This is a genomic window from Sinorhizobium sp. P24N7 (assembly GCF_042436655.1).
GTDB lineage: Bacteria > Pseudomonadota > Alphaproteobacteria > Rhizobiales > Rhizobiaceae > Sinorhizobium > Sinorhizobium meliloti_A.
Window position 1 is genome coordinate 195,581 of record NZ_JBHMIW010000007.1, and the last position, 15,181, is coordinate 210,761.

Here is a 15,181-nt window from a genome sequence, read left to right on the forward strand (position 1 = left end):
CCTAAGGCGCGGAGCGCCGAAGGGCCGGCTTGCTGATCGATGTCTTGTGGCTTGGACGCTGCGGTCACGCCCGGGCGATGATTTCGCGGCCGTCGATCTTCATCTGGATGCCGAGACTGCCGGTGGAGCGGCGCACGAGAAAGCGCGGCCGGCGCTCGGCGAAAAAGGAATGGCGGCGGCGCGGCTTTGCGGGAGCGGTGCGAACATCGCCGATATGTTCCTCGAGCGGCCGTGCGACCCCGTCGGCTTCCACCATGAGCATCGGAATGCGATAGGCTTCGGCCCAGGCGCGCCAATCGGCTGCGATGTCCGAAAGATCATGAGCCACGAGCAGCGGGATACAGAGATCCGGATCATCGTGATGAAGTTCGAGCGTCACTGTAACCTCCCCGTCGCCATGGTCGATTGCCCGTGCCGCCACACCCTTGAAAGCTCGCGCCGGCAGAGCGATCGAAAGCGGCAGGCCGCTGAATGGTAGCACCTTGCGCAGAACAGCGCCACGCTCGTCAAGGCTGATGCTGACATTCCCCGTGTGCCCGCGCAGCACGTAGCTTGCTTGCTGCGGAAAGCGCTTCGGGTCAAGTCTGAGCGTGTTTCCGACCCAAGCCGGCTGAGAGAGTGTATTGCGCATTTCATATCGCCCTTGTTTTTCCTTGAGAGCCGTTTCCGGCTTTCCTCTCGGGACTTTTCGTCCTCTAGGGGCGGAGGATAGGCGGGCTCCGTTCCGGGCGGCTTAAAATTCGCGGTTAAAAAAACTTTGCTGTCTCCGATGGTTAGCAAAAGCCGAGGCCGCAAGGTTTCTCATTCGTCAATGAAACCGCGGGCATTTTCGTTGTGCTTTGCCGGGGCGGGATGCGGGCGGAAAACGGGCACCCGTTCTTTCTCATCCGCTCCAGCGGGAAAGCCACACACAAGCATGCTGCGCGATCTTCGCCATCATCGGAGTGGTTTCAGGGGATGTCGGCGCGCCGGCGGTCCCCGTTCCTTGCTGGCGGGCGACGCATGGTTTCGACTTATCTCGACTACAATCTGATCGCACGGGACATGAAGCTCAGCCTGAAGCGCGTGTCGGAGCAGACGATCGTCGCCCGCGACACGCAGTATTACAGGGAGAACATCGGCAGTGTGGCCTCCGTCGACGAGTTCCTCGCCGACTACCGCCTCTATTCCTACGCGATGAAGGCCTATGGCCTGGCAGATATGATCGAGTCGGTCGCCTTCATGAGGAAGGTGCTCGAAAGCGACCTGTCCGACGATAACAGCTTTGCCAACAAGCTGACGGACGAACGATACCGCGAATTCACGATGGCGTTCAGCTTCAGCGGTGGAACGGCGGTTTCCCAGACCGAAGCGCAGCTCGACGAGATGATCGGGCTCTACAATACGAGTATCGCCAGCATCGGGGAAACCCAGAAGGAAGAGACGCGCTACTACAACGTCATGATCGACAAGGTAACGAGCGTCGATCAGCTTCTGAACAATGAGCGTCTGCGGACCTATGTCTTCACCGTCTTCGGTATCGACGAGAGTACGTACTCCCGTGAAACGCTCCGCAACGTTCTCTCCAGCAATGCCGACGATCCGGACAGCTATGAGAAAACCGTGCTCGAACCCAGACTATCGGAGCTCGAGGCTGCCAGAGCCGACGTCCAGGCGAAGCTCCAGCAGAGCGGCACGACGGAGGCGGAAAAGCTGGAACTCCGGGCGAAGATAGCCACCTACAACAAGTCGATTTCCACGGTCAGCAATTACCTGGCGATGGCGGCGGCTTTCCAGTTCAACGCCGACGGCACGGTGGCCGCGGGATCGGCGCAGACCGCCGCGCACAAGAAGACCATGAATGAACTCTACGTCTCCAGCAATCCCCGAATCACCCCCCAGGCAGCGCTCCTGAACAAGGCCTATTTCGAGGAAAAGATCGCGAGCATCACGACCGTCAGCGAGCTTGTCGCCGATACGCGCCTCTATAACTACATCCGCACGGCCTTCGATCTCAACGAGGTCACCATCGTGCCGGCGACGATCAAGAATATCCTGACCAGCGATCCGGACGACCCGAACAGCTACATCAATACGATCGGCAAGGGCAACGAGAACTACAAGGCGCTCGCGAGAGCCTTCAACTTCCAGGCGGACGGCACGCTCGCGGCGGCCGATGCGGCGCAGACCACGGAACAGACGACACTCACCTCCAGCCGTTACATGACGCGCTACAACGACAAGGACGACGCAGCGGACGCGAAGGCGATCGGCGCCTATAAGCTTGCCGTCGAGAAGATGGCGTCCGTCGGCGACTTCATCGACACGGCTTCGATCTACGATTTCGCGCTGCAAGCCGTCGGCCTCGATCCGGACGCCGAAAGCGCACGGACGATCAAGCGGGTGCTGACCAGCGATCTCACCGATCCGGAAAGCTTCGTCTACACGCTGAAGGACGAGCGTTACCTGAAGCTCGCCCAGCTGTTCAACTTTACGACATCGGGCGACATCGGCGTTCCGGCATTGGCGCAGTCGGAGACGCTGATTCAGGAGACCGCCAAGACCTACATCGTCAACAAGTCCCGTTTTGGCTCGGAGGAGGACAAGACCAAGGCCAAAGCGGATGCCGAATATTACACGGCCGAGGTCGCCAAACTCTCGTCTCTCGACGAATTTCTGGCCGATTCCCGCCTGGTCGATTTCGCTCTCGCGGCAAACGGCATCGATCCCGAGAATGTCACCGTCGATTTCCTTCGCGACATCTTCACCTCCGATCTGGACGATCCCAAGAGCTTCATCAATCAGCAGCAGAACTCCGGGGCCTATATCGCCCTGGTCACCTCGTTCAATTTCGACCGCGGCGGCAACGTGCTGCGCGAGGACAAGAGCGTCATCGTCACGCGGCAGGGGCTTTACGAGACCCTCGACCGGTATCTGCACCAGACGCTGGAAGAACAGGCCGGCGAGGACAATGCAGGTGTCCGCCTGGCACTCTATTTCGAGCGCCAGGCAGGCTCGCTCGTCGACGCTTACGATCTCCTGGCCGATGATGCGCTCGCCGAAGTGTTCCGCACGATCTTCAGCCTGCCCGACGAATTCAGTTCCATGGACATCGACCAGCAGGCAAAGATCGTCGAGAAGAACCTCGAGCTCGAGAAGCTGAGCGATCCGGCCGAGCTGAAGAAGCTCCTCGCGCGCTTCACCGTGCTCTACGATCTGGAGAACAACATGGAAGTCGATCCGGCCGTGGTGGTGCTCTCGGGCAGCGGCAGCAATATAGGCATCAGCGCCGATACGCTCTTCCAACTGTCGCAGCTCAGGAAGGGTGGGTAGGGCTTAACGGCGGCCGGACCGGCACGCGTCGTTACTCGCCTCAATCCTCGCGCAGCACCTTATCGGGGTTCATGATCCCCGCCGGGTCGAAAGCGTGCTTGATCCGCCGCATGAGCTCGATCTCAATCGGCGAGCGGATCGCCGCGAGTTCGTCGCGTTTCAACTGGCCGATGCCATGCTCGGCAGATATCGAGCCCTCATGCTTGAGCACGACGGCGTGAACGATCGCATTGATCTCGCGCCACCGGTCGAGAAAGCCCTGCTTGTCCGCGCCGACGGGCTGGGAGATGTTGTAGTGGATATTGCCGTCGCCCATATGGCCGAAGGCGCAGATGCGTGCGCCGGGAATGGCCTTGGAGACCAGCGCATCCGCTTCCGTCATGAAGGCCGGAATGCTCGATACCGGGACCGAAACGTCATGCTTGATCGAGCCGCCTTCGGGCATTTGTGCCGGCGACATGCTTTCGCGCATGTGCCAGAGGGCTCTGCGCTGCGCTTCGTTCTGGGCAATGACGGCGTTCTCGACGAGACCGTCGGAGATGACCGCTTCGAGAAGGTCTTGCACCATCCGCTCCGCGCTTTCGGCGGTATCCGAGGTGGAGATATCGATCAACGCGTACCACGGATGCGTCGTTTCCATCGGATCTCGAACGCCGGCGATGTGCCGGGTGGTGAACTCGATGCCGAGCCGCGGCATCAGTTCGAAGCCCGTCAGGGCCGGCCCGCAGAGGCTCGATGCCCGATCGAAAAGCGCCAGTGCGTCCTCGACGCTTCTGAGGCCGGCAAAAGCCACCTGGTGGCCCCGCGGTTTCGGGAAGAGCTTCAAAACGGCGCCGGTTATGACGCCGAGCGTTCCCTCGGCACCGATGAAAAGATCGCGCAGATCGTAGCCCGTATTGTCCTTCTTGAGGCGTCTGAGCCCGTTCCAGATCTCCCCGGTCGGAAGCACGACCTCCAGCCCCAGGCAAAGCTGGCGCATATTGCCATAGACAAGCACGGCAGTGCCGCCGGCATTGGTCGAAAGATTGCCGCCGATCCTGGCAGAGCCTTCCGAGCCGAGTGACAGGGGAAAAAGCCGGTCGACGTCATCGGCGGCCTTCTGGATATCCGCCAGAATACAACCGGCATCGGCCACGATCACGTTGCCGACCGGGTCGATGTCGCGGATGCGGTTCAGCCGCTCGAGGGAAAGGACCACGTCGGCTCTGCCCTCGCGCGGAATCTGGCCGGCCACATGTCCGGTATTGCCGCCCTGCGGCACGACTGCCGTTCGGGTCTGGCTCGCAAGCCGCATGACCAGCGAAACTTCCTCGACGGAGCCGGGCCTGAGCACGAGCGGCGTCGTGCCGTGATAGAGCCCGCGGGACTCGACCAGGTAGGGGGCCGTGTCGGCGGGTGCGGTGAGGGCATTGCCGGGCCCGACGATGTCGACGAAGGAGGCGATGAGTTCGGGAGATGGAAGTATGGTGGTCATGGCCCTGCCTCGGATCACGTGGTTGCTTCAAGCGTGCCGGTGGCCATCAGCCCCGCGGCGCGGCCGCGCGCTGCAGCCGGTCGATGATCGCTTCGCCGAGCCCCACGCTCGGGATCGGGCCGAAAGCGATGGTCGCGGCGCCGCTGGCATCCGCCTTTTTCATATAATCGAAAAGATTGGCCGCGGCTTCCCGCAGGCTGCCGCCCGGACTGAGATCCAGGACGATTGCGGCATCGCCTTCACCGGGAAGTGCCTTTCCGCCGAAGCGGATGAGGGCCTCTCCTTTCCGGACCTCATCGGCATCGAGGCGCACAGCGGCACCGGGAGCATAATGCGAGGCGAGCATGCCGGGCGCCTCGATGACAGCGCCGGCGGTCTCCGGGCGCTCGATGGCAAGACCGGTCAAAGCTTCGATCTCTGCCGCGTCGAGCCCCCCGGGCCTCAGCAGCCGCAGCTTTCCGTTCTCGACCTTGACGATGGTCGATTCAACGCCGATCGCGGCCGGGCCTGCGTCGAGGATGAGCTTCAGCCTGGAGCCGAGATCCGCCTGCACATGGGCCGCACTGGTGGGACTGATCTTGCCCGAGGTGTTGGCGCTCGGCGCCGCCAAAGGCCGCCCGAATCGGGCGATCACCCGACGCGAGAACCCGTCGGGCATCCGAATTCCGAGCGTATCGAGACCGGCGGATGCGAGCGTGTGTACGGTGCTTTCCCGCCGCTGCGGCAGGATCAGCGTGAGGGGGCCAGGCCAAAAAGCCTCGGCCAAACGTCTCGAAACCGGATCGAAGGTCACATGCGCCTCCGCCATCGCCAGATCGGAGACGTGACAGATCAGCGGATTGAACCGCGGCCGCCCCTTCATCTCGTAAATGCGGCTGATCGCATCGGGGGTCGTGGCATCGGCGGCAAGGCCGTATACGGTCTCCGTGGGGATCGCCACGGGTTCCCTGTCCGAAAGAACTGCGCAAGCCGTCTCGATTGCCCGCTCCGGTTCGATGCGCGTGTCGATGATCTCGGCCATGGCGTTCTGATCCTTTCCGTCGCTTCCTTAACGGAGCGATTGCAAAAACAGAACGATTTTCTTGGTCAAAGGCTGCGAATGATCCGCCGCAAGGCTTCGTCGCGTGCGCCGAGCATCAGCACGTTCTTCAGCGCCACCTTCGGATCCTGCGTCCGGAAAATCAGGCCGTTGCCGCGCACGTTGCGGTTGACGACGATCCGCTCTTCGCCGGCATCGGGCTCGATCGCGACGGCGAAATACATGCGCGAATAGCCCGGCTGGATCCGGTCGAAGAAATGGGTCTCGTTCCCGAGGTCGCAGAAGAAGTTCGCGAGATAAAAGGACCAGGTGATCTCATGTCCCTTGGCGAGGCAGGTTTTCGCGGCGGTCACGTGGCAGTAGCCGAGATGCGGACTGTTGGCGAGCGTGCGATGGAAGACCATCTTCGGGAACTGCATCGAGGCATGAAACCCGTTGATTCGGCTGTGGGTCGTCTCGCCCGCCGTCGTCAGCTTCCGCGCCGTTCGCTGCGCAACCTCGGCATAACTGAGATACTGACGCTCGTTCGCCATCCACCGGCGTCTGTCGATCCGGCCGGTCCGCAGGAACTCGGTGTGAGCCTTGGCTTTCGCCGGTGCGGCCGCCTTGTCGGCAGCGTCGTAATATCGGAGTTTTGCCATGGGCGTCGTCGCGCCATCCTGTCCGAAAGCGGGTTGATGGTAGCGAACGTAAATCATCACAGTTAACGAATTGGTTCGTTTGCGGCCGTGCGGGCATCGATCAGACCTGGTGTCGGTGGGCCGTGTCGTAAAATGGCCAGTCGCCTTCGCGCCATGAACGGCGCTGCCGAAAAATCCGCCGGCTGCGCGGAGATTCACCTACTTCCTTGTTTGTTATGGATAATATCCGTCTGCCAATCGAGCCGATTGCGCCGCGAATGGCTGTCGTCTTTCTGGAATCGGATGTCGTCTATTGGCAGTTGCCGGACCGGCCCTCAGGCTTAGATGAGGACACTCAAGGTGCTGCCTCGAAGGGAAGGCGGAGAATTGGGAAGCCGGTCAAATCCCGGCGCTGCCCCCGCAACGGTGGTGGAGCGAACAGCCACGGCAGAAGGCCACTGGACACAGCGTCCGGGAAGGCGCCGGGCAGGTCCCTTGCGGACAGCTCCAGAGCCCGGAAACCAGCCTTGAAGCAGAAACAGACCGTAGCTGGTTGCGGCGGGCAGCCGGATCGGAGCCAATTGCGTTGCGGGTCCATGCGGCCGGCGCGGGTTCCAGTCCTGCCTCTCCGAAACGGCGGAAAACGAGGATAAGGGCATGGAAATTCAGACCGAAATGCTGCGCAAGCTGAAGACCCGTCGCGAAGGCTACAGCCTCGACCGCGCCTTCTACGTCGATCCTGATTATTATCGCCAGGACCTGGAGCAGATCTGGTACAAGGATTGGCTGTTCATCGGCCATGATTGTGAAGTCCCGCGGCCGGGGAACTATTTCACGGTGCAGGTCGGCGATTACCCGGTCGTTATCGTTCGAGACAGACAGGGCGCGGTCCGGGCACTGCACAATTCGTGCCGCCATCGCGGCTCGCGCGTCTGCACGCAGCAAAAAGGCTCATCCGCCAAACTCGTCTGTCCCTACCACCAGTGGACCTACGAGCTCGACGGCCGCCTGCTCTTCGCGCGGCAGATGCCCGAGGGGTTCGACCCGGCCGAGCACAGTCTTAAGCCGATCCACTGCGAAACCGTCGGCGGTTACATCTTCATCAGCCTTGCCGAACAACCAATGGACTTCCGGCCGTTCCGCGAGACGGTCGCGGGCTATCTCGCGCCGCACCGCCTCGGGGAAACGAAGGTCGCCTTCGAGAGCACGATCGTCGAGAAGGGCAATTGGAAGCTGGTCTGGGAGAACAATCGCGAGTGCTACCACTGCGCCGCCAATCATCCGGAACTCTGCCGTACCTATCCCGAAGCGCCGACCGTCACCGGTGTCCAGGGGGCGATGAACGACCCGGAAATCGGCGCCCATTGGCAGAAATGCGAGGCGGCGGGCCTTCCGAGCGCTTTCAGGATCGCGCCCACCGGCCAGTTCCGCATGACGAGAATGCCCCTGATCAACGGCGCCGAGAGCTATACGATGTCCGGACAGAAGGCCGTACGCAGGCAGCTCTCCGCCGGGCTCGACGCCGATGGCATCGGCACGCTGCTCCTCTTCCATTATCCGACGACGTGGAACCACATTCTGGGCGATCATGCGATCACCTTCCGCGTTCTGCCGCTCGGGCCGGAACTGACGCAGGTTACGACCAAATGGCTGGTCAACAAGGATGCGGTGGAGGGCGTCGACTATACGATAGACGAGCTGACGCACGTCTGGACGGAGACCAACGACCAGGACCGGCAGATCGTCGAGGAAAACGCGTTCGGGATCCGCTCGCCGGCCTATGAGCCGGGTCCATATTCGGCCGAACACGAGGGAGGCGTCATGCAGTTCGTCGAGTGGTATTCGAGCTTCATGCTGGACCGCCTTCAGGGCGGGGCCGCGCACCTCTCGCGGGTGGCATGACCATGGAAATGCCTCGCTCCTTTCACCATTTCGACGAGCTCGATCCCTGGAGAGACCGTCAGCACATGCTGGAGTGCACGTCGGCCGTAGCCGAGGCCGCCGACGTGATGACTTTCACCTTCCGCTCCGACAAGCCGGCCTGGTTCCGCTACCTGCCCGGGCAGTTCGTGACCCTCGAACTGCCCGTCTCGGCCGAGTCGGTGATGCGCACCTATACGCTGTCATCCTCGCCCTCGCGCCCGCTTTCGGTCGCGGTCACGGTCAAGGCGCAGCCGGGAAGCATCGGCACACGCTGGATGTTCGACAATCTGAAACCGGGCATGATGCTCAAGGCGTTCGGGCCGCTCGGCGATTTCAGCTTCGTCCGTCATCCCGGTGAAAAGTATCTCTTCATTTCGGCGGGGTCGGGCGTCACGCCGATGATGTCGATGACGCGCTGGATGGCCGACTGCGCACCGGAAACGGATGTCACCTTCATTTCCTGCGCCCGCCGCCCGGACGATCTCCTCTTCAGAACGGAGCTCGAAGTTCTCGCGCGTCAAATGCCGCGGCTCAATCTCGGCTTCCTCGTGGAGGGGCATGAGGCGCGGCATGGCTGGCATGGTCTGCGCGGGCGCATCGACGCGGCGAAGCTGCCGATGCTCGCACCGGATTTCATGGAAAGAACCGTTTTCTGCTGCGGGCCCGAGCCGTTCATGGGCAATGTTAGGACGATGCTGGAATCGGCGGGCTTCGACATGGCCGGCTATCACCAGGAGAGCTTCCAGCCCGCCGCGGCGCCGGCGGCCGAGGAGCTTGCAATTCGGGCGGGGCCGGCGGCCGATGCCGGGGCCGGTGCGGCGCGGGTGACCTTTACCATGAGCGGCAAGGAGGCGACCGCCGTTCCCGGCCAAACGATTCTGCAGACGGCCCGGGCCAACGGCGTCAGGATCGGGGCCGCCTGCGAGGGCGGCATCTGCGGAACGTGCCGGGTGATGAAGATCGCCGGCGATGTCGAGATGAACCACAATGGCGGCATTCTCGACGATGAGATCGAGGAGGGCTACATCCTCGCCTGCTGTTCGCGGCCGACAAGCGACGTCCAGATCGAGGCCTGAGTTACCGCCGCTCGGATTGGTAGGGCAGGCGTGCCTCGGCGGCCCTGACGGCGATGGAGCCGGTAACCGTCTCGTCGGCGCCCGCCCCTGATCCGCTCTCCGCCTCGGCGCGGCTTATCACGAGCGGCCGCGAAAGAGCGGCCGTTGCACTTGCATTCAACGCCGGGATCGTGCCGACGGTGGCCGAGGCGATAACGGTGAGCACTGGCGGCTTCTCCGGAAGAAGCGCGCCATGGGGCCAGACTCTCTTCAGTGCCGATGCACTCATCGCTGCGACATTCACGTCTATATCGTCGAGGGTGCCGGGCACCCGATAGGGGCAACGCTTCTTTCCGCAATTATGCGCCGACGAGAATTGCCAGAGCGCGTAGCGGTCCCAGTTTCCCATCGGAAAGACTTTGCGGATATCGGGCTTATAGCGCGCATACCAGAGCGGAAGACGCGCTAGAAGCCGATGCTTGAAGCGGTTGGCGGCAATGTGTTTCGCGGTTGCGTGGTTGGTATAGAGGACGGGATAGCGCCCCGTCCGGGCCTTCACATGGCCGGCGAAGATTGCTGCGTCTTCGAGCGACATGTATTTTTCCGGATCGATCCCTTCGATATCGAGCACCATCAGCTCGTCGTCGCGCGGATCGGCATAGTCGATGAAGTGGTTCGCCTGATCGACGGGGTTGCCGGGCCTCGCCAGATGATAGGCGCCCCAGAGCAGGCCATGCGAGCGCGCGATCATCCGGCGCGTCTGATAGAGTTCCCGGCTGACCGCATATTTGCGCCACATCGTCTTGCAGTGTGCAACCGTATCGCCGCCGTGGTCACCGGTACAGGTGTAGCTTTCCGGCAGGCCGTCGGAAGCCTTCGCGATGAAGCCCGCTATCCGCTTGTCCTTCAGCATGGCTTCCCAGTCGATGCTGTTCAGCTCGTAAGCGTCGACGATGAGGGCGTTCCGCCGCTCTTTCCACGGCTCCACTTCGCTCGCGCGTGCGTTCGCCGCCGCGAAGGTCAGGCCCATGAGGACCGCCAGGCGCAAGATCATCCCTATGATCGAGATTCCCCGCTTTTCCATTCTCTGAGATTGCCGACTTAGAGTTAAGAGGTCGTAAATCTCAGCCCCGGCCTCAATCTGCGCGAGGCGGACGCTTCTGTACACCGACCTCAAGAGGCAAAGTCGACGGCCCGATTCCGCCCAGGATTGTATCGACGGCGAGATTTTTCCTTTGCTGCATCCGCGCGCGATGGTTGCTTCCGGCGACTTCTGCCCTAGTCTCGGTATATCGCCCTTGCAAGGGCCGGTTGTACATGAAATCGAAGGCAGGAGGAAATGATGTCACTGAAATGGCTTTCGGGCGCGCTTGCAGCGATGACGCTGGCGGCATCGGCGGTGCCGTCTCAGGCTTTCACGCCTCTACCCCCGCGGGTTGCCGTCGAGAGCGCCGTCACGGACGTTCAGTACGCGCCGCGGCGCGGTTATTATCGGTATGGCGACTTCTATTACTATAACGGCTATCGTGGGTACCGCTATCAGCGACCCGGCTATCGCTATTACCGCGGTTGGTGGTACCCGGGGGCTGCCTTCCGACCCGGCATCGTGATCGAGCGCCGTCCCGCCGTTCGCCCGCCGGTGCGCTACGGCAGCCGGCATATCCAATGGTGCTATGATCGCTACCGCTCTTACAGGGCTTACGACAACAGCTATCAGCCCTATAACGGGCCCCGCCGGCAGTGCTATTCTCCCTATAGCTGATCGGTCCGCTTCGCTCAAATAATGCCGATGCGCTTGAGCACGAGCCAGGCAACGCCCATCGACGAGGCAATGAACATTCCCGCAAAAACGGTGCCGCTGCCCTCGGAGAAGGGTAGCGCCCCCGTGTTCATGCCGAAAAAGCCGGTCACCAGCGTCGGCGGCAGAAGGAAGGCTGTCATCAGCGAGAGGATATAGAGATGGCGGTTCGTTTCCGAGGAAATCTTGCTGTCGATTTCCTCGTGCAGCAGCCGTGCGCGTTCCTGAAGAGCGAACACATCGCGGTCGACGGATTCCAGCCGATCGGAGAGCCTCTCGGTCACGTCGATGAAGCCCGGCGGCACCTCGTCCTCTTCCAGTGCCCCGGCCCGGCGCAGCAGGGCGAGCACGGTCCTTAAGTGCCGGTGCAGCCGCACGACGGTCCGTCGCAAGGGCGCCAGCCCCGGCTGTTTCCTGTGTCCCGCCTCGCCATAGACATGGTCCTCGATGATGTTCAATTCCTCCGTCAATTCGAGCACCAGCGTGATCAGGGTGCGCTGGAACTCGACGACGAGCATTTCGAAGAGATCGATCGGGCGGCTGCATTTGGAGCTCTTTTCCACGGCCGCCTTCACCCGGTCGATGCTCCTTAGCGGATGCAGGCGCGTGGTGATGATCATCCGGTCGCTGACGGCGAAATGAAGCCAGCCGATCGTCTGCGTCACCGCGTCGAATGTCCGCTCGAAATCGACCAGCGTGCCGTGCACGACGTCATCCGCGACCGTGATCGCCGCCTGCGTGTCGTGGCTCGTAAGGGTCGCGATTGCCTCCTGCGGAAGATTGCCGATGCGCTCGATCAGCGCCGGTGTGCGCGCGTCGCTGAGCGCGAGGTGCAACCAGACCCAGTCTTCACCTGCTTTAAGGCTTTCAACGGGCGAATCGGCAGCTATGCGCTGACACCGGCTTTCGCCCGGTGCGAACCGGTAGGCCCAGACGAGGCCCGGTATTTCGGGTGAAATCAGGTTCATCGGAGTGCCTCGGCCGGATCGGTTAAGTCGGCTTCTATTCGCGGCCCATGACAGTTTTGTTACAGTTTCCCTGGCCGTAACCGCCAGCCGCCCGTGGCGAGTTGACGTTGACGTTCACGTAAAAATGACTAGTCTGCTGCGCATCTAATAGGCGCCGGCTGCGGACGGCGGCGGATGCAGGGAGGAGCACCATGTACAAGGCACCGGTCGACGAGATCGCATTCACCCTGAAACACGTCGCCGGCCTGTCCGAGGTGCTCGACGCCGGGACGTTCGGCGAACTCGGCGACGACCTTGTGGACGCGATCCTCGGCGAGGCCGGGCGCTTCGCCTCGGAAGAGGTGGCGCCGCTCGGCGAGGCGGGCGACCGGCAGGGATCGCGGCTCGTCGATGGCGCCGTCAAGACGCCGGAGGGCTGGCGGGAGCTTTACCGCAACTGGATCGCCGGCGGCTGGAACGGCCTGACGGCTCCGGAAGCTTTCGGCGGGCAGAACCTGCCGCACATGTTGCACGTCGCCGCCATGGAAATGTGGAACAGCGGCTCGATGGCCTTCGCCCTTGCGCCGACGCTTACCATGGGCGCCATCGAAGCGCTCGAGAAGCACGGCACCGACGCTCTGAAGGCGACCTTCCTGCCGAAGATGGTCTCGGGCGAATGGATGGGGACCATGAACCTGACCGAGCCGCATGCCGGCTCGGACCTCGGCGTGCTGAAGACCCGCGCGGAGCGCCGCGACGACGGTACCTATCGCATCCTGGGGCAGAAGATCTTCATCACCTGGGGCGAGCACGATTTCACCGACAATATCGTCCATCTGGTACTCGCGCGGCTGCCCGATGCGCCATCCGGAACGAAGGGCATTTCGCTGTTTCTCGTGCCGAAGTTCCTCGTCAACGAGGACGGTACGCTTGGCGAGCGCAACGACGTTTTCTGCCACTCGCTGGAGCACAAGCTCGGCATCCACGGATCGCCGACCTGCACCATGATCTACGGCGACGGGAAATTCGGCCGCGAGAAGGGGGCGATCGGCTATCTGATTGGTGATGAAAACCGCGGTCTCGCCTGCATGTTCACGATGATGAACAATGCGCGGCTCGCGGTCGGGATGCAGGGCGTCGCCATCGCGGAGGCCGCCACCCAGCAAGCGATCGCCTACGCCAAGGAGCGCACGCAGGGCCGCGCGCCGGGGTGGAGCGGCGACGGCATGAGTCCGATCATCGAGCATCCGGATATCGCCCGCACGCTGCTGACGATGAAAGCGCTGACGCAGGGATCGCGCGCCATCGCCTATGCCTGCGCCCACGCCGTCGACATGGCGCATGCCGCGCAAGGGGAGGGAGCCCGCCACTGGCAGGAGCGTTCGAGCCTGCTGACGCCGATCGCCAAGTCCTTCGCCACCGACGCCGGCGTCGACGTCGCCTCGATGGGCATTCAGGTCCATGGCGGCATGGGCTTCATCGAGGAGACCGGGGCCGCGCGCTATCTCCGCGACGCCCGAATCGCGCCGATCTACGAAGGCACCAACGGCATTCAGGCGATCGACCTCGTCACCCGCAAGCTGACGCTCTCCGATGGCGCACAGGTGCGCGGCTTCATCGCCGAACTCCGAGAGGTCGCCGCTGCCGCTGCCGCGTCGAACAGGGAAGGTTTCGGCGAGACGGCCGCACGGCTCGATGCGGCAATTGCGGATCTCGAAGGGGCGACCGACTGGCTGCTTTCGAGGCTTCGCGACGGAAAGCTTGCCGAGGCGCTCGCCGGCGCGACCGCCTATCAGCGCCTGTTCGGCCTCGTGCTGACCGGAGTCTATCTCGCCAAAGGCGGTCTTGCCGAAGCCGGTGACGGGCGGCAGAACCGGCGCGTTGCGCTTTGCCGCTTCGCAGCGGAAAATCTGCTCTCGGAGACGAGCGCGCTCAAGGACCGTGTCGTCAACGGGGCGGAAAGTCTCGCCGCAGCCCGTTCCATACTCGACTGAGGGAAACCCATGACCGACCACGTGCTCGTCGAACGGCCGGAAGCCTATCCCGGCGTTCAGCTTATCCGGTTCAATCGGCCGGAGAAGAAGAACGCCATCACGCGCCAGATGTACGCCAGGATGACGGAGGCGATGACCGCTGCCGGAACGGATCCCGCCATCCGCGCGATGGCATTCCTCGGAACGGAAGGGTGCTTCTCGGCCGGCAACGACATGGCCGACTTCCTCGCCTTCGCCATGGGGGGCAGCATGGGGGACGAGGTTTTGGACTTCCTGCGGGCGCTTGCCGGCGCGACGAAACCGATCGTTTCCGGCGTAGACGGACTGGCCATCGGCATCGGCACGACGATCCACCTCCATTGCGACCTGACGGTCGCCTCGGCCCGCTCGGTGTTCAAGACCCCGTTCGTCGATCTGGCGCTCGTTCCGGAAGCGGCCTCGAGCCTGAGCGCTCCGCGCATCATGGGCCATCAGCGCGCCTTTGCCCTGCTTGCTGCCGGCGAGCCGCTCGACGCGGCCGGTGCGCGCGAGGCGGGGCTTATCTGGAAGATCGTGGAAGAGACCGCCGTCGAGGAGGAAACGCTATCAGCTGCAGCGCGCCTGGCAAAAAAACCGCCGGAAGCGCTGCGCATCGCCCGCGACCTCATTCGCGGCGATCGCAGCGATGTGCTTGCCCGGATCGAGGAGGAGGCGAAGCATTTTGCCGCGCAATTGAAAAGCGCCGAGGCGCGCGCCGCGTTCGAGGCCTTCATGCGCCGGTAGGCGGCAATTCGCCAGGTCGCTTCCAGCCATCGCGACTTTGCATGGATCAATTTTAATCGCTTCTTAAATAGCTCCCGCTAGCGTCCAGCCGCAGTAGGTCTCCCTCGGCGCCGCAGGAATTGTGCGGCACGCGAGACCCCCGGCCGCATGAAGCATTGCCGGCTCCGCCTTTGCGGCATGTCCCATCGTTTTCCCGCCGTCCTTCAAGTCGCTCAGCGGCCGATCCGTCGCGGCCGGGAAGATCATCGCGAGCTCAT

At 62.8% G+C, this 15,181-nt stretch carries 12 protein-coding genes and 1 riboswitch; of the genes, 6 read left to right on the forward strand and 6 right to left on the reverse strand.

Annotated features, from left to right (window positions below; all coding sequences use genetic code 11):
• Positions 1-64 precede the first annotated feature (64 nt).
• The gene (locus ACFHWW_RS14325; RefSeq protein WP_100669217.1) at positions 65-631 is read right to left on the reverse strand and encodes a DUF6101 family protein; all 567 of its coding nucleotides are present in this window, start codon (positions 629-631) and stop codon (positions 65-67) included.
• A gap of 371 nt (positions 632-1,002) precedes the next feature.
• On the opposite strand from ACFHWW_RS14325, the gene ACFHWW_RS14330 reads away from it, so the two are divergent.
• Positions 1,003-3,312, forward strand: a complete 2,310-nt coding sequence (locus ACFHWW_RS14330; RefSeq protein ID WP_379938836.1) for a DUF1217 domain-containing protein — start codon at positions 1,003-1,005, stop codon at positions 3,310-3,312.
• Positions 3,313-3,352: 40 nt separating this feature from the next.
• Here ACFHWW_RS14330 and ACFHWW_RS14335 read toward each other — a convergent pair whose 3' ends face one another.
• From ACFHWW_RS14335 to ACFHWW_RS14345, 3 genes are all read right to left on the reverse strand, one after another.
• A complete protein-coding gene (locus tag ACFHWW_RS14335; RefSeq protein WP_379938838.1) occupies positions 3,353-4,786 on the reverse strand; it encodes an FAD-binding oxidoreductase in 1,434 nt (477 codons plus the stop codon).
• Between the two features lie 46 nt (positions 4,787-4,832).
• Positions 4,833-5,807 (reverse strand): L-threonylcarbamoyladenylate synthase, encoded by a 975-nt coding sequence (locus ACFHWW_RS14340; protein WP_379938840.1) that lies wholly within the window; start codon positions 5,805-5,807, stop codon positions 4,833-4,835.
• Between the two features lie 65 nt (positions 5,808-5,872).
• Positions 5,873-6,466, reverse strand: a complete 594-nt coding sequence (locus ACFHWW_RS14345; RefSeq protein WP_379938842.1) for a DUF6656 family protein — start codon at positions 6,464-6,466, stop codon at positions 5,873-5,875.
• Positions 6,467-6,786: 320 nt separating this feature from the next.
• Positions 6,787-6,990, forward strand: a riboswitch (cobalamin riboswitch).
• 112 nt (positions 6,991-7,102) lie between these two features.
• On the opposite strand from ACFHWW_RS14345, the gene ACFHWW_RS14350 reads away from it, so the two are divergent.
• Positions 7,103-8,347 carry an aromatic ring-hydroxylating dioxygenase subunit alpha gene (locus ACFHWW_RS14350; protein WP_379938844.1) on the forward strand — a complete coding sequence of 415 codons (1,245 nt, stop codon included), beginning with the start codon at positions 7,103-7,105 and terminating at the stop codon, positions 8,345-8,347.
• Entirely contained in the window at positions 8,344-9,444 is a 1,101-nt protein-coding gene (locus ACFHWW_RS14355) for a 2Fe-2S iron-sulfur cluster-binding protein (protein ID WP_379938846.1), read from the forward strand. Before ACFHWW_RS14350 ends, ACFHWW_RS14355 begins: the two co-directional genes overlap by 4 nt.
• A gap of 1 nt (position 9,445) precedes the next feature.
• Here ACFHWW_RS14355 and ACFHWW_RS14360 read toward each other — a convergent pair whose 3' ends face one another.
• The gene (locus ACFHWW_RS14360; RefSeq protein ID WP_198516562.1) at positions 9,446-10,507 is read right to left on the reverse strand and encodes a glycoside hydrolase family 25 protein; all 1,062 of its coding nucleotides are present in this window, start codon (positions 10,505-10,507) and stop codon (positions 9,446-9,448) included.
• Between the two features lie 258 nt (positions 10,508-10,765).
• Between ACFHWW_RS14360 and ACFHWW_RS14365 the strand changes: the two genes are divergently transcribed.
• Positions 10,766-11,185, forward strand: a complete 420-nt coding sequence (locus ACFHWW_RS14365; protein WP_275596647.1) for a BA14K family protein — start codon at positions 10,766-10,768, stop codon at positions 11,183-11,185.
• 14 nt (positions 11,186-11,199) lie between these two features.
• On the opposite strand, the gene ACFHWW_RS14370 is transcribed toward ACFHWW_RS14365, so the two are convergent.
• Positions 11,200-12,189, reverse strand: a complete 990-nt coding sequence (locus ACFHWW_RS14370) for a transporter (RefSeq protein ID WP_275596646.1) — start codon at positions 12,187-12,189, stop codon at positions 11,200-11,202.
• A gap of 191 nt (positions 12,190-12,380) precedes the next feature.
• On the opposite strand from ACFHWW_RS14370, the gene ACFHWW_RS14375 reads away from it, so the two are divergent.
• Together ACFHWW_RS14375 and ACFHWW_RS14380 are read left to right on the forward strand one after the other, a co-directional pair.
• Entirely contained in the window at positions 12,381-14,162 is a 1,782-nt protein-coding gene (locus tag ACFHWW_RS14375) for an acyl-CoA dehydrogenase (RefSeq protein ID WP_379938849.1), read from the forward strand.
• Between the two features lie 9 nt (positions 14,163-14,171).
• Positions 14,172-14,924, forward strand: a complete 753-nt coding sequence (locus ACFHWW_RS14380; RefSeq protein WP_379938851.1) for a crotonase/enoyl-CoA hydratase family protein — start codon at positions 14,172-14,174, stop codon at positions 14,922-14,924.
• Positions 14,925-15,181: the final 257 nt, after the last annotated feature.